The organism is Candidatus Abyssobacteria bacterium SURF_5 (genome assembly GCA_003598085.1).
In the GTDB taxonomy this organism is placed as follows: domain Bacteria; phylum Abyssobacteria; class SURF-5; order SURF-5; family SURF-5; genus SURF-5.
This window is the reverse complement of sequence record QZKU01000106.1, coordinates 1-23835: the sequence shown is the minus strand read 5'-3', so window position 1 is coordinate 23835 and position 23835 is coordinate 1. Positions and strand designations below refer to the sequence as shown.

Sequence of the window (23835 nt, the reverse complement as noted above, 5' to 3'; positions counted from 1 at the left end):
GTCTCATCCGAATCGTACGGCAGTTAACGGATAACCCGGATCGTAGGGGCGGGTTTGAAACCCGCCCTTACATCAGTTAAGTAAGAGCCCGCATCTGGCGATGCTGATTTCTTTGTGTGGAAGGATTTGTCTTTTTCGGTCGAATCGATATATGATTAGGCGCACCTGACCAGCTTGTAAACCCAGCAAGGGCGGCGGGGCGGGCGTGTCCCTTTTGATCGCGACGGATGATCATGGTGGAACAGGGGCAGCCCTTGAGACCCTCAAAAAGGAGTTGAGAAAATGGGCTATCTGGAACTGGACGACAGGATTGACGAGGAGCAGCGGGCGGTCCAGGAGATGTCGCGGCGGTTCGCGATGGAAGTCATGCGGCCGGCCGGAATCGAATTGGACAAGCTTTCCGATCCGGCCGACGTGATCGCCGAGGATTCGGTTCTGTGGGACGTTTACCGGAAGGTGCGCGAGTTGGAGCTGCACAAGGCGTCGATCCCGAAGGAACTCGGCGGCCTGCAAGGGGAGCGTGATCCGCTGACCGGCGTTCTGATCGCGGAGCAGATGGGTTATGGCGATCCCGGGCTCGCGATCTCGTTCGGCGTCAGCAATTTCCCGTTTCGGTTCGCCGCAATGTCGCAGGAGCCGGAACTGCAGCAGTTGGCGCGTGACTACTGCGAGGACTCGAAGGCGGAAATGATCGGCTGCTGGGCGTTGACCGAGCCCGAGCACGGGTCGGACTGGATTCTTGCCGGTTCGGAAGACCCAAAATGCGGGCCATCGGTGAAAGCGGTTCTCAAGGGCGACGAATACATCTTGAACGGCCAGAAGGCGGCCTGGGTGAGCAATGGCACGATTGCGACGCATGCCGTTCTGCATCTGGGATTGGATTCCAAGAGGGGGATGGGCGGCACCGGCATCGCGATCGTTCCGCTCGATCTGCCGGGGATAACGAAGGGCAAGCCCCTGAACAAGATCGGGCAGCGCGCGCTGAATCAGGGCGAAATCTTTTTTGAAGAAGTGAGGCTGCCGAAGAAATTCATGTTCGTAGCGGACCCGGACATGGGGACCTACATGGGGCAGAGCATTCTCACCGGCGCCAACAGCGGGATGGCGGCGTTGTTTGCTGGACTTGCGCAGGCGGCCTACGATGAATCGCTCAAGTACGCCAAGGAGCGCGTGCAGGGCGGAGTCCCCATCTTCGAGCACAAGAACGTCAAGCTGAAGTTGTTCGATATGTTCGTGAAGTGCGAGGCCGCGCGCGCTTACGTGCGGCGCTTGTCGCGCTACAACGTGCTTAACCCGCCGGGCTCGCTCCAGCATGCGATTGCGGGAAAAGTATTGTGCACCGAGACCGCCTTCCACGTCGCGAGCGAAGCGATCACGATCTTCGGCGGGAACGGATTGAGCAAGGAATACGTGATCGAGAAAATGTTCCGCGACGCGCGCGCCTCGATGATCGAGGACGGCGAAAACGGCGTGCTGGCATTGAAGGGAGCGTCGCTGCTGTAGCAGATTCGCGCAAAGAAGCGCAGACCCATATCGACAAGGCGCAAAGAAACACAACAAGGTTTTCGAAGGCAGGCTCCATTCCCCGCGTGGTCTTTCGGGTGATTCTATTGGTGGGCCGTGTTGGCTGCCTGATTTTTTGAAACTCGAGCGAAAATGGATAGATGTTTTCGCCGATTGGTATGCGCTCTGTGAGCGTGAGAAACAGCTCATCGAATTCGCATCTCTCTTTTCCCTAACTGGGCTCGTCGCGACTTCTTCATAAGCCTGGTGACATTCTTTATCCGCTCATCATGAAGAAGTGGCAGCTCCTTTTATGGAACCATGGGTATCCATCCGGCTAATGCCGCTCCTCTCCACAGCGGATTTGGCGAGATGTAAAATTTCCGGTTCATTGACCGGCTTATGAAGATATTCAAAAGCACCCATATTCATCAGGTCCAAGTATGATTCGACCTCGCCATAGGCCGTGACGAAAATGACGGAAACCTTGATTCTTTTTCTAACGATTTCTCTCATGAGTTCCATTCCATCAAGACTTGGCGTTTTCACCTCGGAAATGATAAGGTCAAAAGCATCCTCGGAGAGAAGATCCAGGGCCTTCTGAGCATCATTGGCAGAGGTCACTGCATAACCGGCGTTCTGAAAGGTCTTTTTCATTGCTTCGCGAAACTTCCTGTCATCGTCCACAAGAAGTACGCTGTGCGCTGCCTCCATAATTCTCACTTTTTCCCCCTTCGCCGACACCGGCATCCCTCGTCTTTTCCCATGCGTCATCATGCGCGCGCTGCTGATTAATATCTCTTTGGAACCCTTCCGGGATCGATGCACTTTTCGATTTGCAGCAAAGCTTTAAGAGGGAAGGATAGAGGCAATTTCCCGTTTCTTGAAAGGCGCCGAGACAACATGTGACAAGCCCGAACTCCTTCCCAGTTCGGCTGCCAGCGAGGCTGGACGAATAATCGTTTCCTCCGGGACGACCACAACCCCGTTCTCCGAAACAGTAAACCGTTTCCGATCCTCAGCCCAATCATATCCGATCAGTGCGCCGGGAGGAATGATGACATTCTTCCCAATAATTGCACGCCGGATCTTGGCAGAGCGACCTACTCTTACTCCTTCCATCAAGATCGACTGGGAGATGTCTGCATAGCTGTTTACCCTTACTCCAAATGAAAGCACGGAGTTTTGCACGCGTCCGCCACTGATGATGCATCCGTTTGAAATAATCGAATCCAGGACAAGTCCGACACGCCTTCCATCTTTTCCTCCCGCAAACACGGTTTTCGCGGGAGGATATTGCGGGTGATACGTTCTTATGGGCCAGTCCGAATCATACAGGTTGAATTCCGGGTCGACTGCGACCAGGTCCATGTTGGCTTCCCAGTAGGAGTCGATCGTCCCCACGTCCCTCCAATACTTCGCCCTTTTCTTGTTTTCATCGATAAACTGATATGCATGAATGCGGCGTGTGCGCAGGGCGGACGGAATGATATCCTTTCCGAAATCGTTCTCAAGTTCTTCCTTTATATCCCGGGCGAGAACATCGTTCAGCGCGTCGATGTTAAACAGGTAGATTCCCATGGAGGCCACGGGACAACCTCCGTTTCGGCATGCCGTCAAATTTTTGGGCTTCTCGACAAAGTCGGTGATCCTTTGATCTGCGTCCACCTGCAAAATGCCAAATCGGTGGGTGTCCTCCGGGCGCACCTCGATGGCGCCGACCGTGATCTCGGCGCCCATTTTCTTGTGGTAGTCGAGCATCTTCGCGTAGTCCATTTTATACACGTGATCGGCCGAGAGGATGAGGACATATTTCGGCCTGAATCCATTGATTGAATACAGGTTTTGTCTAACGGCCGAGGCGGTCCCGGAGTACCATTGGTCGTTGATCCGCTGCTGCGGGGGGAGTATCGTGATGAATTCGTCCAATTCCGAAGCAAATAAATTCCAGCCGGAATGGATATGTCGGTGCAGCGAATCGGATTTGTACTGAGAGAGGATGAATATGTGCCGGATATTCGAGTTCACTGCGTTGCTCAACGTGAAATCAATGAGGCGATATGTCCCGCCGAACACAACGGCCGGCTTGGCTTGCTCTTTGGTCAGAGGGTACAAACGTTGTCCAGCGCCGCCGGCAAGAATCACGCCCAAAACCTCCCTCGAATTCATGATGGAACCTCCCCCTATTGAGTCGAAATCTTCATTCAGGCGATACTATGGAATCGATGGACGAAAGGATTTCATTTGTTCTCGCCGTGCCTTTTACAAGAAAGTAATCGGCGCCGAACCTTTTTGCGGCCTCTCGATATTCGGGAAAATCGTAACTGGTGAGGATGATGACAGCGACACGGGGATATAGCGCTTTGATTTCCCTTGTCAGTTCGAGCCCGTTTTTTCCGGGTAGTCTGATGTCCATGAGGATGAAATCGGGGCAGTCCCTTGCCAGCTCTCTCAGGGCCTCCACCGCATTTGCCGCATCGGAAATACGCATGAATGGGAACCTCGCCATCAACATGTTCCGTGTCATTTCGCGAAATGCCGCGCTGTCCTCAACAATCAGAGCTTTCATCGTCGGGATTCCTTTCGCAATTCCAAGATAAACTTTACCAGACCTCTGAAAGCATGATATAGTAGGTGAAAACATTATTTCGCTGTACATACCGAAGTACTTTTCAGCCGGCGGGATGAATATTTATTTGGGACCCGGTGTGGTGGGTGGAAGATTTGTCTTTAGCGGGATCGCGCGATGACAGAAAAGAGACAGATTGTCATTGCTGAAGACCAGACGATACTGCGGGAAGGATTGCGCGCCCTTCTGGAGAAGAGCGATGATCTCGAGGTGGTCGGAGAGGCGGAAGACGGTTTCGGAGCCATCAAATGCGTGGAAGAGTCCGTTCCGGACCTCATTCTGCTCGACATCGCGATGCCCAAAATGAACGGGATCGCAGCCATCCGGGATATCAAGCGGCAATCTCCCGAAACGAAAATCCTTGTGTTAACCGTTCACAAATACGAGGAGTACGTGCTCGAGGTATTCCAGGCGGGCGCAGACGGATATTGCCTGAAGGATGCCAATCACGCTGAACTATTGACGGCCATAAGAGGTGTTTTGTCTGGGAAGCGTTATATCAGTCCGGGTATCGCGGACAAGGTTCTGGAAGGATATCTGGAAGGGAAAAAACCGCTAAAGACCGGCTCTTCATGGGAAACCGTAACGCATCGAGAAAGAGAAGTGCTCAAGCTGATCGGGGAAGGCTATAAAAACAAGGAGATTGCCGATTATCTTTGTATCAGTGTGAAAACTGTGGAAAAACATCGGGCTAACATTATGAAAAAGCTCGATCTCCACAATTCGTCGGCCTTGACTAAACTTGCGATAGACAAAGGGCTTGTTACGAAATAGCTCCTTCTTCGTTTGGCCAGATCGCTCTGATGCGGGTTCCCGAGCCTACGACCGACTCGACGCGAAATGCTCCCCCCGAGAGTTCGGCGCGTTCCTTCATGCTGGCAAGCCCCAGGCCGCTGCTCAAGGTGATATCCTTCTTCACTGCCTGAGGGTCGAATCCGATACCGTTGTCCCGGATAGTCAGCTCAATTCCGCCGGGGGTTTTTGAGAGAGAAAGATGAGCCAAGCTTGCTCCGCTGTGCTTGGCAATGTTATTCAGCGCCTCTTGCAGGATTCTTAAGATCACTATCTTTAAAGGCTCGCCGATTTCGTTCTCCTGCACGTCGGTTTGTCTATCAATATGGATGGTAGAGTAAACCGCCTGAAATTCCCGACACAGCCAGCTTATCGTCGGCAAAAGTCCTAAATCATCCAGTATGGACGGCCTCAGGTTTGTAGAAATTCTGCGGGATTCCTCGATAGTTCGCTGGAGGGTCGCAATGATTTGTTTGAAGGACGCCTGGTCAGGAACAGCGCCTTCATCCATGCTCATGACCTGCCGCTCGAGGCTGTATTTGATGGTGGCCAGGCCGGCCCCAACGCTGTCATGGATATCCTGCGCAACCAGCTTCCGTTCCATCTCGTGGGCTTGTATCACTTTCGAAGAGAGGGCCTGAATCTGCAAGTCCGCAAGTTTGTGTTCGGTGATGTCTATGGCCATTTCGAAGCGGACCATGCGCCCATCGGGCCAGCGGATGGCCCTGTCGATGCAGTGGTACCAGTGCCGATTGACCGGGTTTTGGAACTCCCATACGTATGGCTGGCCGATGTTCTCGCCAAAAATGCGATCATTCGTGCAGAACGGGCAGGGGGAATCGAGGTTTTGTAGCACGCGATAACATTTTTCTCCGACGCCCACCCCCCATTGCTCTCTTGCCGGAGAGTTCATATAGAGAATTTCGTGCGTAGCCGGATCGGCGACGTAAACCACCTCATCCAGGCTGTCGAACATTGAAATGAGTTGCCTTCGCTCGGCCTCAAGCGCTTCCTCGATTCGCGCGCGCTCAATAATACTTCCCAACCGTTCGGCTATGGCATTGACGAGATCTCTCTCTTCATTGGCGAACGGCTTTTCGGTCTCTTTCAGCTCGTCCTCCGGATAATAAATCTCTAATGAGCCGATTCGGTCGCCATGCGCCATGATGTCTCGCGCCTGTTTCCATTTGCTCTTTGCGAAATTGGGGGTCCTGTATTCCTTGTCATCCAGTATCACTCGCGCGCAGGCAAGTTCTGAATACCGCAGGCCTGCAGGAATAAGCTCGACTGTGCCCTGCAATATTGTCGCCAACGAGCTATCTGGCTGCTCAACAAGCCGAGAAATGCCGAACAGGCATTGAATCTGCTTGCTATGGGCTACTAATTCCCTCGTCCGTTTCTCCAGCAACTTCTCGACTCGTTTGTGCTCAGTGACATCTTGTCCCGAACAAAGGATTCCAGTAACGGCGCCTGCTTCATCCGTAAGGATTACATTATGCCACGCGACAACGCGCTCCTCGCCGTTCTTGCTCAAGACGCTATTCTCATGATACTCAACCTGCCTTGTATCTCGCACAAGTAACTTTTGAAAGGCCGTCTTCGCGTCCTCTCTGATGCTTTCCGGTAGAAAATGGTCAAACCAATTCTTGCCCAGGATCTCCTCTTTCTCATATCCCAAGACTTCACACGTCTTTCTGTTCGCAAACGTCACCGTTCCCTCAGCATCGAGAGCCAGAAACATGACTTCTGCTATGCCAATATACCTCTGGGCCTTTTCGCTTTCCTCTCGAAGCCCCTTGGCGGCATCCTGACATTCGCTCTGCGTTTGCTCCAGATGCGCCAGACGAGCTTTGAGGGAGTGTATTTCTTCCAAAAGCTGGTTCTTCGTTCTTGCGGATTTCTTCATAAATGCTCCAGCCGAATCCGGACGGTCTCGTTTTTCATCGTATCATATGGTGCGTGAAATGAAAAATTCCGCGAAACGACCCGAATGCGACGCCTGCAAAAGGCGTGGAATGTCTCTGGTTCTGGGAGATTCCTAAAACATCAGTAAACCCAGAGCCATGATGAACATGCCGAGGACTACTCCGAACATAGCGATGTGGCCATGGCCATAACGATGCGCCATGGGAATGAGTTCATCCAATGAAATATAGACCATAATTCCCGCGATGACTGCGAGAAGGGGCGCCAGTAGTTTTTCTGTCAGAAAAGGCATTAATAACAAAAACCCCACAAGAGCTCCGACAGGTTCCGTTGCTCCCGACAGAAAGGACCATAAGAATGCTTTTTTCCTGTTACCCGTCGCATAAAAGATTGGGACCGAGACAGAGACGCCTTCCGGGATGTTATGGATAGCGATGGCAAAAGCTGTGATCGCGCCAAGCTTTACGTCAGTGAGAGCCGTTCCGAATGTGACCAATCCCTCGGGGAAGTTGTGAATGGCAATTGCGAGCGCCGTGGGAATACCGGTCTTCATAATTGCTTCGTCTGTTCCGGCTTCCGAAACGTATGAAGCTACATCCACATGGTGAGGATTTACCACCTCCGGAACAAGCCTGTCGATGATGCCAATGAACACGATTCCGATGAAGAAGCCGCCGAAACCCCATATCTTGCCCGCGCCGGCCACCGCTTCAGACAGCAGTTCGGCAAACGATATGAAAATCATCACACCTGCTGAAAAACCCAGAGAGAAGGAGAGATAGGATGTTTTCGGTTTCTTGATGAAAAAGGCGATGATGCTTCCCACGCCTGTGGCAAGTCCTGCAACGGTTGTCAGCAATAGAGCTTGGCCAATGTTTCCCGCCATATCGATTCTCTTTTGGCGCCGTCTTATCCGGTGCTGCGAAGCGATACCGTAACCCGGCATTGACATCTAAAATAGATTATTCACAACGGTGGTCGATATGGCTCAGCATTCGCATATCGCATTCTTCAATTTGTCACCCATCTCGCGTTTCTTTCCGACTATATCACTCTTCGCATCTCCGCGTCACCCCGACCCCACTACATGCCTAATGCGAAAAGAACTGCTCCTATCGAAAGCCCGAAGACAAGATTAAAGACTTTGATAAGGGCCGAATCCCTGACACTGTAAGAAAGCAGCGGGAGCATCCCGTGGCCGTCCTGAACAAACGAACTCGTCAGAAGTACGGAAAAGGGTATCAATCCTTGCGCATACATCATCACAAATATCATGTGAGGCCCTGACTCCGGAATTACCCCTATCAGGGCGCCGATCAAGAGCACCCACATCATGTGTCCCCGAATGAACGACTCCAGGTTCAAATAGGCCAGACCCCAGTGCACGAAAAGCAGAGCGCCGAAGGTCCAGAAGAAAACCCGGAACAGGTGCCTCTTGATTATGTGCTCCCAGATATGGTCGTGCAGATAATGTTCAGAAGCGCCGGCCGCAACATACAGAGAACACAGCGACAATATTATGAAGGTGACGCGCTTCCAGTTCCAATCAGGAGCGCCGATTATTCCAAATGTGACTAGCACCAGGTAGGAAGTCAATAGGATAAGTAAGAGAAACCGGGTAAAGGAAAGCGAACGCAGATTTTTTGACAGGTTTTCAGTGGCAAAAATTCCGGCAAAGTCTTCGGCGTTTCTATCGGACACGCAGCGTTCGCACTCTGCTTGAAGGCATGCCTCACGGGGAACGATCCGAAGAATAGGCACAACCTTGTCGGTTATCCAAGCAAAAACGACTCCGAAAACAAAGAGCAACCCGAAAAGCACCATGGCGGCGCCCGGGAACTGGGCAAGCATCACAAATGCCTCGTCCCCGGAAGTAGCTATCATGCCGCCGACGACAGCGCCAAAAGAGATCATTCCGTGAACGTAAAGCGTCACGTTCATGAAAGCGCCCAGGCAACCGGGGGTGGAACCGAGGAAGGAGGTCAATACGTACTGGCGCCACCGGCCACCCTCCATCATCTCTGATATCCTTCTGTTGGTGGCGATATCAACAAAATCCACCAGAAGCATCATCACAAACACGAAAAAACTGACTAGCAGCGCCTGTCTGAAGATTGAAATGATTTCCATTCACTTTTCGTCCTCACACGTGTCATGCCGCTCCTCGATCCCTGAGGGGGCGTTCTCCTTCATTTCCTTTTTGATAACCCGGTGAATGATGCGGATGAAGTTATTGGCTGGACATTCGGTCATTCCCTTCTCGGCAATTCGCAGCGCCGCATCAAGTTCTCGTTTTTCCCGATATGCCCTGGCAAGAAAAAGATATGCATCGCCGAAAGCCTTTTCTTGTTTTGTGTCGCGGTCTTGTATCTCTTGGCCTACAGCAATTGCTTTTTGAAGATACGGTATTGCTTCGTCATATCTCTTCCATTTGTCAAAATAGAGCTGTCCGATGGATTGATACAAGACGGGACTGTGCGGGTTATTCTCAACGCCTCTCTTAAGGAAAGCAAGGGCCTTCTCAGGCTCTCGGGCAAAGTCAGCCAGGAAGAAGGCACATGTGGCATACGCATCCACATCGAGGGGGTTTATGATGGTTTGGATGCGGTACCATGGGATGAGTTCTTGAGGGTCGCTGTGACGGGCGGGTCCGGGTCGATAGGGTTGGAGGTTCCGCTCCAGATCTCCGAAAACTCCTCTCCAGTCTTTTTCTTTAGATGGAATCAGTGTGGGACCACCGCATTGGTGCTGTGCGAAGCCTCCAAGATCATGTTCGTGCTCATGCATGCCCCCCGCCCTTTCAGTCGTGGTGAAGGGACGATAGGTAATGCCATTGTGCAGGTAATCTATTGTCTTCAACCACAAATAGGCGCCCAGGTTAATACGGAATTGTCCCAGCAACGTCATCGGCATTGAATGGCTCACATGGTGGAGTTCTTCGCTTCCAAATGCTTCCGTTATTTCCAAAGCCGGTTCCGCCTTCTTCGCGAGCAACCCGGCTACGCAGGTCAGTGCCAAACACGCCGCACCGACTGACAGTTTCTTCCAAAGAAGCATCCCCAATCCCTCCTCCTACAGCGGTAGTCGGCGAAAACGCAGATGGCCCAGGACAAGAAAGATAACGGTGTAACTCAGTGCATAAAGAGTCATGGCTGCCAGTGCCCATGCCGGCGCCGGCGGCCAACCATGGATCACCCTCTTCGATACGTCAAAAAGGTCGAGGTGAGGAAATATCCAGTACGCTGCGGTAATCAGCTTTTGTTGCCATGGATTCAGGGAATCATGGACGATGGTCGCGGTCCGCGTGAACATCGATGCGCCCATGCAGAGGAGCAGAGAAATCGTCACATTAGCGGCATGAGTGAGAACGAGGGAAAGGCAAAGCGTCATCGAGCAAATCAAAAATAACGAGATCCATTTGAGATACATGTATTGGAAGAACATGCCGCTTAGCGGAATGCCAAATCCGATGAAAACAATTGCGGCCACAGTCAAAAACATGGCCAGGGTTGCAGACGACAGTTCCACGGCTCCTAAAAACTTTCCCACCAGGAACTGGAATCTGCCAACCGGTTTCGCAAGCATCGGATACAGCGTGCGATGCTCAAGCTCGTAAGGCAACTGCCTCGCACTCACGAGAACCGCAATAATGACGATAAAGACATTGATGCTTGATAGGCTCACATCAATCATAAATTTGCGGAGCTCGGGCACGTCGAAAGCATTAAAGACGCCCGTTACCGCAATGATGATGCTCGAAAGGATCAGGATCACATAAATGTCTTTACGCCGGATGGCCTCAAGCAGCACTGCCCGGCCAATGGCGAGTTCGGTAGAACCGACGGCAGCCATGGTGTCAACTCCATACGATTTTTGAGCAGAAGGGCTGTCATGTGACTTTGTGTCCAACAATTTCCATGAAATAATCCTCGAGGGAGTCCTGCTTGCCCTCCATCTCCAGTATCTCCCTCGTTGACTTTTCCTGGATCACCTTTCCATCAACAATCAGTATGACCCGATCACACAGCTTGGCAACTTCGGAAAGCTCATGCGAAGAGAAGAATACCGTTTTCCCCCTCCTTTTGAAATCTCTCAGGATGTTGCGCAAATCCCGGCGGCCAAGGGGGTCAAGTCCGGAAGTCACCTCGTCGAGTATGAGCAGGTCAGGGTCGCCCATGACTGCCTGAGCCAGCCCAACGCGCTGCAACATGCCCCTGGAATAATTGTTAAGCCGCAATCTCTCGAATCCTGCGAGTCCGACCTGGCAGATCAAACGGGGAATGAGTTCCGCCATTTCTTTCTTGCCGATTCCCTGAAGTTTGCCATAAAGCCGCAGGATTTCCCTCGCCGTCATGAAGGGATAATAGAGGGCCACCTCCGGCAAGTATCCTGTCCGAGACCTCGCGATCTTGGAGCCGGCTTCGTATCCCAACACTCTAGCCACCCCGCTCGTGGGGAAAATGAAACCCATGAGCGCCTTGATCGTTGTGGTCTTGCCGGCCCCGTTCGGACCGATGAAACCGACTATCTCGCCCTCATGAACATTCAACGTGAGGTCATCGACGGCAACAATCGCCTTCTGCTTGCGAGCCCCCTTGAAAACAACCCTCATGTGTTCAATTTCCAAAACCGGTGCCATTGTTCAGCCCCTCATTGAATTCATGGAACTCGCCCGAATCTTGACTGAAGACATAACGCCGCGAACCCTTACGCCTTGGCCGCCATCGTCCGCGCTACAAGTTCCCGGCTTGGGTTTGCCGGAATCCGCTGCACACGCGACAACAGGATTCGACTATCGGCCACGACACACCCCCTGCCCTCGGGATAGACGATCAGGGGATTGATATCCAGTTCGACGATTTCCGGGTGATCGGTAACTAACTGGGACAGCCGGAGGATACAATCCTTTATGGCATCGATGTCCGACGGCGGATTGCCGCGAATCCCCTTGAGAACGCCGTAAGCTTTGATTGAACTTATCATCCTCTCTGCGGTAATTTCCCACATGGGGGCCACGCGAAATGTAACATCCTTTATCGTTTCAACAAAAGTGCCGCCCAGACCAAACATGCAAATGGGTCCGAATTTGGGGTCCCTACTGGCGCCCAGGATAACCTCTACGCCTCCCGGCGCCATTCTTTCGACGAGGATTCCTTTGATTGTCGCCGAGGGATTATGTTTCCTGGCATTTGTAATTATTTCCCGGAAGGCCCGCAGCGCCTCATCCACGGTCTTGATTTTCAGGCGAACTCCACCCGCGTCGAACTTGTGAACGATATCGGGGGAACAGATTTTCATGGCAACCGGCAGGCCGATCTCCTTTGCTGCACTTTCGACCTCCGATTCCTCTTCGATGAGGACACTCTTGAGAACCGGAAATCCGTAGCACTGAAGAATCTCATTTGCCTCATTCTCCGGCATCAGATACTGATCCCTCTCGCCGAGTTTATCTCTGATCAATTCTGAGGCCGCTTCAAAGTCTGCAGCCACGCGGCGGACTCCCCTTTTCTCGAGTCTGAGGCGATTTCCAAAACGCTCCATCGAGGACATTGCCCTCACGGCTTCCTCGGGAAAGGCGTAATTGGGTATTCCATTCTTTTCCAGGTATCTCACTCCCTCCGAGACATCGACGACCCCCATGAATGAGCACAGAAGCGGTTTGTCAATCCCTTGCCCCACTCGCGGCACGATTCGCGCTGTTTCCATAATGTCGGACATGGCCTGCGGTGTGAGGATTACAATTGCCCCGTCTACTCCTTCGTCCTTGAGGATATCCCGGATGGCATCTTCATACCGCTCGTGTGTGGCATCCCCGATTATGTCCACGGGATTCTCTATGCTTGCGGTTTTCGGCAAATGCTTCTTGAGTTTCTTTCGCGTTTCTTCCGTGAACGAGGCGAGCGCCAGCCCATGACGAATTGCCGCGTCTGTGGCCATAATGCCCGGTCCGCCGGCATTGGTGACTACGGCGATTCGATTTCCCTTCGGCACCGGTTGATTGGCGAAGGCGATGGCGCAGTTGAACAGCTCTTCGGTTCCTTCAACCCGCTGAATGCCGGACTGAAGAAATATGGCATCGTAGGCCAGATCGGACCCGGCCAGCGAACCCGTATGGGAAGCGGCCGCGCGGACACCCTCCGGCGAGCGTCCGGACTTGATTGCAAGAATGGGTTTGTGCGCTCCCCATGTGATTTCCTGGGCCGTTTCGATGAATTCGCGGCCGTTGGTGATGTCTTCCAAATACATCAGAATCACATCGGTGTGGGGGTCGTCCTTGAGATAGCGGAGGAGGTCGGTTTCATTCACATCGGCCTTATTGCCAAAACTGACAAACTTGGAGAATCCGATTTCCTCGCCCTCGGCAAAATCGAGCACAGCCGCGCAGAGTGCGCCTGACTGTGATATGAAAGCTATATTTCCTGCTTTCGGCATCTTGCGGACAAAACTGGCATTCATCCGGACGTCGTCGTTCGTGTTAATGACGCCGAGGCAGTTGGGGCCGATCAGTCGCATCCCGTGCTCCTTGATTGTTCTCTTCAGCTGAGCCTCCAGTTCGGCGCCGCGACCCCTGATTTCTCTGAAACCAGCGCTAATGACAATGAGTCCTTTCGCTTTTTTCTGCGCAGCGTCTTCGACAACGGAGGGAACAACCTCTGCAGGCACGACAATGACGGCCAAATCGATTTCATCGGGGACATCCATGAGACGCGGATAAGCTCTTACCCCGTACACGGATCTGGCCGTAGGATGAACGGGATAGAGCACCCCCTGATATCCCGCGTTAAGGATATTCGAGAAAACGGCTAACCCCACGCTTCCCGGACGATTTGTCGCTCCGACTACTGCGATCGCCTTCGGGTTCATAATGAAATCGATGTCTTTAGCCATACGCGTTCCTTATGCGACCATTCAGGTCTTTCTACCATGAAACGATTTTGCCTGATCCCCTTTTCTGAGAAACAAGACATGCAAGCGATCATGTCCGACTCCGTCTTTTTCCTCAGTATGCCATTTCGGTGTTATTCGCGACCAACTCGGCGATTCAATGAGACATGACATCAGCGGGACGCTTCCTCATGGTGTCCGCCATCGCAAAGAAAAGGTCGCTGTCGCGAAGCACTCCAACGGGCTCCCCTTTGTCCATAACCAACAGACTTTGAACCCTGAGAGACAAAAGCCTGTTCGCAGCTTCTATGAGGTCTGCGTCCGCGGCGATAGTCGGAGTCCGTTCCGGCATCAGGTCGCGGACTTTTCGTGACGCCATCTCGCGAACCATCATGACGAAACTGCCCAGGCAGACGGAAGGCTCAAGATATATCGAATCGGCAGTGCTCGAGCGGTCATCGGATAACCGCAGGCAAGGAGGCTGCAATCCGCGCAGGAGATCGAAAAGTCCGATAACGCCGACGATCTTGTTGCGTCTATCCGTGACCAGCAGGGAACGGAGCAAGGTTTCCCTGCGCTTCGTCGCGTTTATTGTACTTGCAAAGAAACGGCGCATCGCCTCGACTGCCTCGGCCACGGATTGATCCTCATGGATGGTTCGAATGAATGCTGATAGCGGCTCCATAAAATCTTTTACCCGACATTCCCGGATGGATGTCCCGTTCTTCTTATCAAAGGCTTCGCGGATTCTTTGTGCAAGAAAGTCAATGCTGGAAGGCTTGGTCAGAAACGCAAACACCCCCTCACGCCATCCCTCGAGTGCGGAGTCAAGCGATCCGTATCCAGTAAGTATAATAGCCTCGACCTCGGGGGTAAGCTTCTTTATCCTGCGAAGCGTTTCGTGTCCATCCATTCCCGGCATCTTTATGTCGATGACCACTACGTCGACCCGGTGCTGTCTTACGTGCTCTACCGCCTCGTCTCCGCTTGATGCAGCGATAACTTCGAAGCCGCGCTTCTTGAGAGAGGCTGTTGTGGTGATTCGGAAGCGATCCTCATCATCGACGATTAAGACTGTGATTGGCTTGCTCTGTCCCATGCTCGATCCCCCATTCTGGAATCCCCGCGACCCGTCGGCCTGCGCGCCGGGAACAAACATCGGTGAATGGCTCCCACGCCGGATGTGATGTATCCGGTTAATCTTCCTCTACGCTGCCCGGTTCAGCCTTCGACCAAATTGAATACCATTCGGCGCCATGTATCGAACCCGTTTTGTGGGCGGCGGCATTCCGGATGGTATCGGCCAGAGTATCGGTGTCGCACGGCTTGCTCAGGTATTCAAACACTTCATCGCGAAAGGCTATGAGCGCCGACCGCATCGTCCCGTGTCCGGTGAGCATGATCACTTCGAGGTCCGGCTTGAGGGCCTTCATTCTGTGGAGAACCTCGTTACCGTCCATGCCTGGCATTTTCACATCGAGAACGACTACGTCAACCTCGTCCCTTCTTATCTCTTCGATGGCCTCGGCTCCCGTGGCCGCGGCTCTTACTTCGAATCCGCGTTTCTCAAGATTGGTTTTGGTTGTGGATCGAAATCGATCCTCGTCGTCCACGATCAAAACCTGGATTATACCCTTCTTCTTCATGACTGAATGCTCCTTTCAGCGTGTTCCCATCCGCCCGGAGGCCTCACAGGCAACGTCTTAGCCGGTGCTTCTCGTGCCTGCGGTCAAGGGACGATCCGTGCCCTCGTCGACCTCCTCACGGCGGGCCACCTCTTTTTTTGTTTGTTTCCTTGCAAATGCCTCCTCCACCTTCGCTTGTATTTCGGAGATCGTCAGCGGTTTCAATAAGTAGTCAAACGCGCCCAACTTCAATCCCTCCACTGCTGATTCCACGGAAACATGACCGGTGAGCAGGATTACCTCAATGTCCGGGCGCTCCTGTCTGATCCTTCGCAACAACTCCATCCCGTCAATCCCGCCGGGCATCTTGATGTCCAGGAGCACCACATCAATGGAACACTCTTCCAGTATCTTCAGCGCGTCCGGCCCGTTGCTACAAATCGTTGTGTCCATTCCGCGCTTGTCCAAGAGTCTCTTGGCTGTGGACAAGAACCGTTTTTCGTCATCGACTATCAACAAGTTTATGGAATTCATCTTGCCACCCCCCCTTGTTTGTGAATCGTTTGCCAGTCTTTGGCCTTTCTGGGTGGGCCAGCCACTGGGAGGCGGACAGTGAAGGCGGTGCCCGCATCCAATTCACTCATAACCGTTATCTGTCCGCCCAGGTTTTCCACAATGCCGTAGCAGGTGCTCAGGCCAAGACCCGTTCCCTGCCCCACAGGTTTAGTGGTAAAGAACGGGAGAAAGATTTTCTCGATATGCTCGGGAGCGATGCCGCAGCCATTGTCGGCCACCGTCATCATGATGTCATCCCCACTCGACCGCGCGGTGACGCGAATTTCCCCCCCGTTCTTTTGTTTGAGTGCGTCGATTGCATTATTCAGCAGATTGAGCAAGACCTGCTCAAGGTGGGCTGCGTCGCTTTGGAGCAGTGGCAAATCGGACTCGAATTCCTGGATGATCCGGATGTTTTCCATCTGTGCGCGGTGCTCGATCATGCCGACCACGCTCGGTATCAATGACCGCAAGTCAGTGGGTTGTATCGTTGCCTGGTCTTTTCGCGCGAATCCCAGAAGACCCTGAATTATCTGTTTGCATCGATCAATTTGAAGTCCTATCTGATCAATCGATTCGCGAAGCGTTTGAATATTTTCGGTATTATCAAGTTTTCCATCCGCTTCAAGCTCGTCCAGAATGTCTTTTATCAAGGTCTCTTCCGACTTCATCACCTGAAGCGGATTGTTGATTTCGTGAGCCACGCCCGCGCTCATCTCTCCCACCTCAGCCAACTTGCCCGCCATGATCAACTGGCAGCCCATCCGGCGTCTTTCAAGGTCGCAGACCGTCAGTTGATTGGCTACTTTGGAGGCGAGAAGAAAGGCGGTCGTCACCACTATGGCCCCTCCGGCCACGATAATATAGAGTCCGATAAGCACGGCTCGTATGAGCGACGCATGGGCGTCTGCGACCTCCTGACGAACTACCCAGAGCCAACCGGTTGAGGGTAATCGTCCCGTGGCGTACACATAACGCTCTCCCGCGTGATCTTCGGCTGTAAACGAGACGATGTCGCTCGCTTCGACTTGATAGGTGGCTCGGTCAGGATCGGTCTCCATGAGACCTCCCCCCGAACGTCGCCGCGTCTGGAACAGCCCATTCTCGTTGACAAGATATGCCTCTCCGGTTTTCCCAATTCGTATGTTTTCAACAAGGTTGTTGAAAAGGAACGTGTCGATGGTCGCCCGCAAGTACCATACACGATCGTTCTCTTCCTGACGGTGGACGATAACGAAGTGCGGGATATTGCGGTTGCCGAGAAATACGTCTGAAATGTAGACGTCCTTTTCCTGAGCCTGAGGGAACCACTCTGCCTGAGCGTAATTCCTGCCCTCCAAGGAATACGGCCCCACATAAGCAACGTGGATACCATCGTCATCGAAGACCCCGATATCGAAGAAGGTCGGCGAACGCTTCTGCAATTGATCGAACACCTCGGTCAACCGTCCCTCAGATGTGAGCTCCTCAAAGCTGTTGGCGCAGGCAACCTGTTGAAGGTCAAATGCGCGCTCTCGAAAGAATTGCTCGATCAGGTCGCGATGCCCTTCGGCGATATACGCGAGTTTTTCCTGAACACGTTTATGAAGGTTGGTCGCGTAGTAGTATATGAGGGTCCCAAACACAAGCATCATGGTGAAAAACGGAACCAGGAGGACCCGAATCAGGATCATCCTCCGAATATTGTTGAAATTCTTAATTTCCATGGTGCAAAGCCTTTTCTATATCCGGCATCCGATGCAATACGGAAGGCGCTTCAGAACGCGCCGCTTTGATGGATTATGCCTCCACTTATGAAGTTACCCTAATTCTTGAATCGGAAACATTAGGTATAAGCAGTATTCTCCCTCCTCGTATGCAAGTATTATGTGCGCCTTTCCCTGTATGGCCGACTGAGCTGGGTGAATCCCGCGAAACGCGGGACTTTTGGCGTGATGGCATGTGGGTAACTCGCAGAGTTATACAACCGTCCCGGGAAGGTGTGAAAAACGCAGCGCGCTTCTGTTGCTGTCCATCACGCGTCATTTTCCTCGACTTTAGTACCTAATCTTTTGTAAAATATGCAGGCTTGACGCGTGTCGGATACACTCAGTCGTCGGACACGTCATTGCGACCATCGGAGAGTTTCTCTATAGCCGCAGTTGTACGGGCTCGGAAGCGCGACCGCTGGGGTCTGTCGGAGAAATCAAGGTTCGGAATTTTCTGTGGGCGAATTCATTGCGCCCGCGTGCGCGAGGGATCGCGCCCTGCGAATGTGATTCTTTTCAGGCGAAGGGGACTGACTTCATTTACGGAATTCATGAGTGTCAGCGACTTCCTTAAGATCTCGCTGGCCACGTTTCGGGTCGGAAGTCCCGCGGCTCGCGGGATAGAATCGCGTCTGTCCCCGAAGCCAGCTCCTCGAGTCCCCAGGATTTTGCAGAACAATTTCCCGAAAGAAAGGAATTCTCGTGAGACTCGACCCGGAAAAAACTGCAGCTTTTCAGTTTGACAGGGGACCGGTTGGATGTTTGCTCATCCACGGCTTCACCGGCTCGCCTTTCATGTTTCGCGAGTTGGCGCAGTATCTGGCCGAGAGGGACGTCACGGTTCTGTGCAGGCAGTTGCCGGGCCACGGGACTACGCCTGAGGAGATGAGCCGGACGGACTGGCGCGACTGGTACGGCGCGAGCGTGGCGAGTCTTGTGGAATTAAGCTCGAAATGCGAAAAGGTGGTGGTCTGCGGCCAGTCGATGGGCGGCACGCTCAGCCTGCATTTGGCGGCCCATCATGCAAGCGGGAACAAGGTGGCCGGAGTCATTACATACGGCGCACCGATATATATGAAGAATCCTCTCCTTCCTTTTCTTCCCTTGATAAAGCCGTTCGTTAAGTATATGCATTCTCCGGCGCCCGACGTTGCGAATCTTGAGGCTCGTCCGGAGGTGTTGAGTTACGACCGCGTTCCTCTGCGATGCATCGAGTCCCTGCTGGATTTGCTCGACCATGTGAGGAACGACCTGCGTGACGTAACGGTTCCCGTCCTTTTGTTCCAGGGAGTAATCGACCATGTTGTTGACCCTCCCAACGTTCACCTTATTCATCGGCTTCTCGGGTGCGACGACAAGATAGTCGTAGAGCTTCCGAATTCCTGCCATATGATCCCTGTCGATTACGACAAGGAGCTGGTGAAGGAAAGAACCTATGAGTTTGTCCGGCGCGTGACCTGCGCATAATAGGAAGCGCGTCGGTCGGGAGTCCCCTCTTCAAGCTTTCTCGTTCTGTGGATGCTGCTTAGCGGCGGTCGACGGCGATCTGGCCCGATCGCATGACCAGCTTGATTGCGGATTTGTCTTGCAGGATTTTGATGTCCTGCGTTGGGTCTCCATCTACAATTAGCAGGTCCGCTTTCTTGCCCGGGCTGAGAGTGCCGATCTTGTCATCCATGCCCAAGGCCTCGGCGCCGATGCGCGTAGCACTGATGATCGCATCCATCGGGCTCAAACCCAATTGTTCGACGAATATCTCCAATTCCACGGCGTTGTCGCCGTGAGCCACCCCGGGAGACCCGGGAAAATCAGTGCCTGCGGCGATCTTGACACCGGCGTCGAAAGCGTTGCGGATGGACTCTATGTGAGCCTTATGGCTTTCTTCCGCTTTCCTCATTGCATACTCCCGCACTCCCGCAACGCGTCCATATTTCACAATGGCATCGACGATGGCGAAGGTGGGCACAACGACCGCGTTTTTCTCGAGCAGCAGATCAATCGTCTTTTCATCCAGATAAATAGCGTGCTCAATCGTATCGACTCCATTTCTCAGAGCCAACTGAATCCCCGCCGGGCTTTGCGCGTGTGACATGACTTTGAGTCCGACGCGGTGAGCTTCTTCCACGATGGCCGCGACTTCCTCATCCACGAATTGAGGCTGGGCGGGCGAATCTTTTTCGGAGAGCACACCGCCGGTCGTCATGATCTTGATGACTCCGGCCCCCTCGCGAATCTGCTCGCGAGCGGCTTTGCGACAATCATCCGGACCGTCGGCGATCCGGGAAGAGAAGTACGGGCCGGCAAGCCATTCGCGCGGCAGCATATGGAGGTCTCCGTGGCCCGCCGTTTGGGAAATGGCGAGGTTGGAGGCGACGATTCTTGGGCCGGGAATAGTCCCTTCTTCTATCGCCCTGTTCAGCGAGATGCTTAAATTCGAACCTGCGCAACGGACCGCTGTGAAACCCGCCTCGATGAGATTCCTCACATCCGCGACGCCTCGAGTGGCTCTCAAAAATGGAGGATCCGTATAGACCAAAATCGGATTATAGCCGCGAATTCCCATCAGATGAAGATGCGCGTCGATAAGGCCGGGCATGACGGTCTTGCCCGCGGCGTCGATGCTTACCGCGACGTCTCCAGTCTTTAATTCCGGCCCGATATCTTTAATGGCGTCGTCTTCGATCAACAGGTCCACACCAAGAGCCGGTTTTCTTGCAATGCCATCAATTAGATTTGCATTCCTGATGATAGTCTTCAAGCTGGTTTCTCCTGAAGGTTGATGGGACGCGGAGCTGGTAAATCATATCAACGTAATGCAGTACGCAAAAACAACAGAACTGCAATCTCATGCCGTTGCAGTGTCATTCATTCTATCATACAAAGAGTTTAAGCCAACTGTGAGTCAGAGAACCTGAGAACCCTCAACCATGTCAGGGTCCATTAGATTCCTCTGTGGTTGTTACTGTTGAGGAGCTGGGCAAGGCTTTCCCGCCATTTGCATGCTACAAAAGTGGAGGCCTGCCTTTCCGGCCACTGACGGATTTCCGGCCGACGCTGTTTCTTGGAGTCGATCATAACCGATGTCATGGCCACAGTTGGGGGAAGTAACCGCCATCCCAACAGGTCTACAAACATTCCAAAGCTGATTACAGGACGAGTTGGTCGAAGAGTACCACCATTCTTCTTTCATACCAACTGTTAAGCCTGAAGCTTTCAATGAAGCCATTATGTCCGCCATACCGATGGATCACCAGTCTCGTCAGGTGATTCAGCTCGAGCCGATGAAAATCCTCGATCGGAATGATGGGATCGTCTTCCGCTGTGATAATGGTGGTCGGGACGGAAATATTCCTGAGCATATCATCTGTAACGGTATAGCCCTCGAAATATTCGAGCGCATCTTTATAGATGCTATACTGTTTTACCAGTTCCTCTGTGGTGCCCCGTATACTATCCTTTATAATACCCGCAAAATTGTAGGTCGTGGAAAAGAGGGACTGTTTCCTCAGAAGGGATTTGCGCCATTTTTTCAGGAAATAGGCGCAGATCAATCTGTTGCGATCAACCGCAGCGGTTGATTTGTCCGGGTTGAGCAGCGGGCTGACGCAGATGACGTGCTGCAGATTTTCGATGCGGGCCGTCGCGCAGCGGCGGGCGATGCGAAGAGCGAAGTTTCCCCCAAGGGAAAAACCGGCCAGAAAAGCCGGGCACCCCTTTTCGCTGCATGCCGCTTGACTGACGCAGTCGAAGACTTCATCCAGATGCGATGCGTAGAAAAGCCCCTCATTGAGATGATGGCTGTCGCCGTGATCGCGATAATTGAGCCGGAATACGCTATACCCATGCTCGTACAGGTACCTGCCTGTACTGATCATATAGGGCGAATCCGAATCTCCCAGCCAGCCGCTCAGAAGGATGACAACGCCTTTGGCTTCGGGGTGGGCGGAATAGTGGCCGAGCAGGCGAACATGGGCATCCGTTTCGAGTATTACTTCCCGCGCGGCTGAAAGCATGGGATTTTTTCCCAGCTTGCGCAGCTTGCTGCCGCCTAAAAGGGTCTGAAGAGTAGGGTGCTTCAAAAGAGGCGGTGGAAGAAATTCCTCAGTCTTTGAACTGGACCGGGTTAATTCCCCGCTTTCATCCGGCTGGTTCTCGTTCATACCCATCCCCCCAGTCCTGCGAGAGCATCTTTCCATACAAGCTTTCTTTCTGATCATTATACAGCTTCCCTGCCTATGTCGCGCCACTAGACAATTCCGTGGCCAGTGGCGAAGATGGATGAGTGTGTCTGGGGAACCGCTGGGGAAATCACCTGAGGCTCTTTTTCAGCTTCTTGAGAACCCCCCACTGAACCAGCGGGCGTCTTCAAAAGTCAAGGCGTTAAACGGTTGCTCTTGAGGAGCAGGGGAAGTTTTTCCTTGCTTTTTTTCATTGACCTAATTCGTGTTCCAAGAATTTTGGTTGCGGCTTTGCTGCGGCGCTGTGATCTCCTGTTCGTGTTTTGAAGTCACCGGAGAGGCGGGCGGAGAGCCGCGCGGAACTCTTGATTGATTGACAGACATAAGAGAGTCTTCATATAATTTCCCTTACAGATGTCGCCAGTAAGAAAATTATTGAAGAGGAACGAAGCATGAATGCAGACGCCGTAAAGGAACTCGCGCTTTCGCTCGATGCGGATTGCGCGGGCATCGCGAGCCGCGCGGCATACAGTGCGATCGAGCCGAACGCCGACCTGGATGTCCTGGTGAAGGGTGCGAAATCGGTTGTTGTTTTTGGGATCTGGATGGGAGACGGCGCGATCGAGAGCCCGAGCGAGGTTGTTCAGTCGCAGCACCTGATGATCATTTACGACGAGATGAACCGGATCGCCCTGAAAATGGCGAGAGAACTGGAGAAAGCCGGCCACCGCGCCTCGACGATTCCGCCTCATCTGCCGATCGATATGAGCGACAAAGGCAAAGGATTGATCGGGCCGGTTTCCCTCAGGCATGCCGCCGAGGCGGCCGGCCTCGGGAAGCTGGGGCCGAATCGCCTGCTGATCAATCCCAGGTTCGGCGCAAGGCTCAGATTGGCCGGGCTGGTGACCGACGCCGAGCTTGCACCCGATCCGCTGCTGACCGAGTCGCCGTGCGACGGCTGCATGGAGTGCGTGCGCGCATGTCCGGTTTCGGCCATCAAGGAAGACGGAACGGTGGACGTGGTGACGTGCATGCGCAATAATTTCCCGTATGGATTATCGAATCTGATCAAGCGGCTGTCGGGGCTCACCATGGAGGGCTCACCGGAGGATTGGAAGAAATTCATCAAGAGTCCGGATTTCTGGAATTTCTATCAGGCGCTAAGCCTGGGACTGTTCTACTGCTGCTTCGAGTGCCAGAGGAGCTGTCCCGCGGGAGAATTGATGGGCCGCTGACGCAGGGCCGGAAGCTCGCCCGATTCGAACAGCCAAGCTATCCTCTTCGGTTTCGTCCCGCCCGTCTTCGCATCTCCTCTGTCTTCGCCGGCCCTTCCCCCACCCTTTCAGAGAGGCGCCGGCATCGTTCTTCGCTCTCGCGCAGTGCCTCTTCCGCTCGCCTGAGCTCGGTGATATTCAGGCAGGCGCAGGCGAGGCCGGTAATATCGCCGTTACGGTCGCGAATAGGGAAAGCGTCTTTGTAATAGAAATAGTTCGCACCCGCGATAGTGACGCTTGTTTCCTCATGGGCTTCGATCCCCGTCTCCAGGACCCGGCGCTTGATCTCCATGATGTGACGCGCCTGCTCTGGCGGAAACAGATCAGCGTCCGTCTTCCCCAGCATCGCTTCCGGAGGTAAATCCGGATGGAAAGTATAGACGCGGTTGTACCGGAGCTGTTTGTCATGCGTGAAGACGACGACCGGAGTGTTCCTGAGCGCCAGCTTCACGATTTCAATCTCATCAACGGAACCGGCGGCTTCCTTGAGCCGTTCTCTTTCCGCCTCGAGTTCGGCTATTCGATTGCGCAATTTCTGAATTTCCGCCCGCAGTTCCTCTGATTCTTTCGACGGCATTTTCTTGTCTCCTGAAGAACCTGGCTGCTATTACGAAATAATTTATGGTTCTTCTCCGATTTAGTTGTTGCCTGAGAATGCCTGTATGACTTTAAGAGTAAAATATCGGTTGTCATGGAATCCGAAGGCGCGTTTGGAAATGC

At 53.2% G+C, this 23835-nt stretch carries 21 protein-coding genes; 4 read left to right on the top strand and 17 right to left on the bottom strand.

The features are described 5' to 3' along the window. The first annotated feature begins 282 nt into the window (after positions 1 to 282). Positions 283 to 1503 (top strand): acyl-CoA dehydrogenase, encoded by a 1221-nt coding sequence (locus C4520_15135; protein ID RJP18018.1) that lies wholly within the window; start codon positions 283 to 285, stop codon positions 1501 to 1503. 288 nt (positions 1504 to 1791) lie between these two features. Here C4520_15135 and C4520_15130 read toward each other — a convergent pair whose 3' ends face one another. The 3 genes from C4520_15130 to C4520_15120 form a co-directional block, all read right to left on the bottom strand. Continuing rightward, on the bottom strand, positions 1792 to 2280 hold the full coding sequence (locus tag C4520_15130) for a response regulator (GenBank protein RJP18017.1): 489 nt from the start codon (positions 2278 to 2280) through the stop codon (positions 1792 to 1794). A 72-nt stretch (positions 2281 to 2352) separates the two neighbouring features. Further along, a complete protein-coding gene (gene glgC, locus C4520_15125; GenBank protein RJP18016.1) occupies positions 2353 to 3672 on the bottom strand; it encodes a glucose-1-phosphate adenylyltransferase in 1320 nt (439 codons plus the stop codon). Between the two features lie 31 nt (positions 3673 to 3703). Next, positions 3704 to 4162 (bottom strand): response regulator, encoded by a 459-nt coding sequence (locus tag C4520_15120; protein RJP18015.1) that lies wholly within the window; start codon positions 4160 to 4162, stop codon positions 3704 to 3706. Positions 4163 to 4249: 87 nt separating this feature from the next. Here C4520_15120 and C4520_15115 point away from each other — a divergent pair, with 87 nt between their 5' ends. Next, complete coding sequence (locus tag C4520_15115; protein RJP18014.1) at positions 4250 to 4906, top strand: DNA-binding response regulator; 657 nt, start codon at positions 4250 to 4252, stop codon at positions 4904 to 4906. Here C4520_15115 and C4520_15110 read toward each other — a convergent pair. The 11 genes from C4520_15110 to C4520_15060 form a co-directional block, all read right to left on the bottom strand. Next, positions 4896 to 6830 carry a PAS domain S-box protein gene (locus C4520_15110; protein RJP18013.1) on the bottom strand — a complete coding sequence of 645 codons (1935 nt, stop codon included), beginning with the start codon at positions 6828 to 6830 and terminating at the stop codon, positions 4896 to 4898. The genes C4520_15115 and C4520_15110 overlap by 11 nt on opposite strands. 132 nt (positions 6831 to 6962) lie before the next feature. After that, a complete protein-coding gene (zupT, locus tag C4520_15105; GenBank protein RJP18012.1) occupies positions 6963 to 7736 on the bottom strand; it encodes a zinc transporter ZupT in 774 nt (257 codons plus the stop codon). A 197-nt stretch (positions 7737 to 7933) separates the two neighbouring features. After that, positions 7934 to 8980, bottom strand: coding sequence for a selenocysteine protein (locus C4520_15100; GenBank protein RJP18011.1), 1047 nt, complete (start codon positions 8978 to 8980; stop codon positions 7934 to 7936). Then, positions 8981 to 9907, bottom strand: coding sequence for a hypothetical protein (locus C4520_15095; GenBank protein ID RJP18010.1), 927 nt, complete (start codon positions 9905 to 9907; stop codon positions 8981 to 8983). Positions 9908 to 9922: 15 nt separating this feature from the next. Further along, complete coding sequence (locus C4520_15090) at positions 9923 to 10702, bottom strand: hypothetical protein (GenBank protein ID RJP18009.1); 780 nt, start codon at positions 10700 to 10702, stop codon at positions 9923 to 9925. 37 nt (positions 10703 to 10739) lie between these two features. Continuing rightward, positions 10740 to 11489: an ABC transporter ATP-binding protein gene (locus tag C4520_15085; GenBank protein RJP18008.1), complete on the bottom strand. Its 750-nt coding sequence runs from the start codon at positions 11487 to 11489 to the stop codon at positions 10740 to 10742. A 68-nt stretch (positions 11490 to 11557) separates the two neighbouring features. After that, a complete protein-coding gene (locus tag C4520_15080; protein ID RJP18007.1) occupies positions 11558 to 13738 on the bottom strand; it encodes a CoA-binding protein in 2181 nt (726 codons plus the stop codon). A gap of 154 nt (positions 13739 to 13892) precedes the next feature. Next, positions 13893 to 14894, bottom strand: coding sequence for a response regulator (locus C4520_15075; GenBank protein ID RJP18006.1), 1002 nt, complete (start codon positions 14892 to 14894; stop codon positions 13893 to 13895). A 37-nt stretch (positions 14895 to 14931) separates the two neighbouring features. Then, positions 14932 to 15381 (bottom strand): response regulator, encoded by a 450-nt coding sequence (locus C4520_15070; protein ID RJP18005.1) that lies wholly within the window; start codon positions 15379 to 15381, stop codon positions 14932 to 14934. A 57-nt stretch (positions 15382 to 15438) separates the two neighbouring features. After that, on the bottom strand, positions 15439 to 15894 hold the full coding sequence (locus C4520_15065) for a response regulator (GenBank protein RJP18004.1): 456 nt from the start codon (positions 15892 to 15894) through the stop codon (positions 15439 to 15441). Beyond that, positions 15891 to 17621, bottom strand: a complete 1731-nt coding sequence (locus C4520_15060; protein RJP18003.1) for a sensor histidine kinase — start codon at positions 17619 to 17621, stop codon at positions 15891 to 15893. Before C4520_15060 ends, C4520_15065 begins: the two co-directional genes overlap by 4 nt. A 744-nt stretch (positions 17622 to 18365) precedes the next feature. On the opposite strand from C4520_15060, the gene C4520_15055 reads away from it, so the two are divergent. Next, positions 18366 to 19130 (top strand): alpha/beta fold hydrolase, encoded by a 765-nt coding sequence (locus tag C4520_15055; GenBank protein RJP18002.1) that lies wholly within the window; start codon positions 18366 to 18368, stop codon positions 19128 to 19130. A 58-nt stretch (positions 19131 to 19188) separates the two neighbouring features. Here C4520_15055 and C4520_15050 read toward each other — a convergent pair whose 3' ends face one another. Continuing rightward, positions 19189 to 20421 carry an amidohydrolase family protein gene (locus C4520_15050; GenBank protein RJP18001.1) on the bottom strand — a complete coding sequence of 411 codons (1233 nt, stop codon included), beginning with the start codon at positions 20419 to 20421 and terminating at the stop codon, positions 19189 to 19191. 388 nt (positions 20422 to 20809) lie between these two features. Continuing rightward, positions 20810 to 21880, bottom strand: a complete 1071-nt coding sequence (locus C4520_15045; GenBank protein RJP18000.1) for an alpha/beta fold hydrolase — start codon at positions 21878 to 21880, stop codon at positions 20810 to 20812. A 413-nt stretch (positions 21881 to 22293) separates the two neighbouring features. On the opposite strand from C4520_15045, the gene C4520_15040 reads away from it, so the two are divergent. After that, positions 22294 to 23076 carry an epoxyqueuosine reductase gene (locus C4520_15040; protein ID RJP17999.1) on the top strand — a complete coding sequence of 261 codons (783 nt, stop codon included), beginning with the start codon at positions 22294 to 22296 and terminating at the stop codon, positions 23074 to 23076. A gap of 37 nt (positions 23077 to 23113) precedes the next feature. Here the strand turns inward: C4520_15040 and C4520_15035 are convergent, their stop codons facing one another. Further along, positions 23114 to 23692, bottom strand: a complete 579-nt coding sequence (locus tag C4520_15035; protein ID RJP17998.1) for a PAS domain S-box protein — start codon at positions 23690 to 23692, stop codon at positions 23114 to 23116. Between the last annotated feature and the right edge of the window lie 143 nt (positions 23693 to 23835).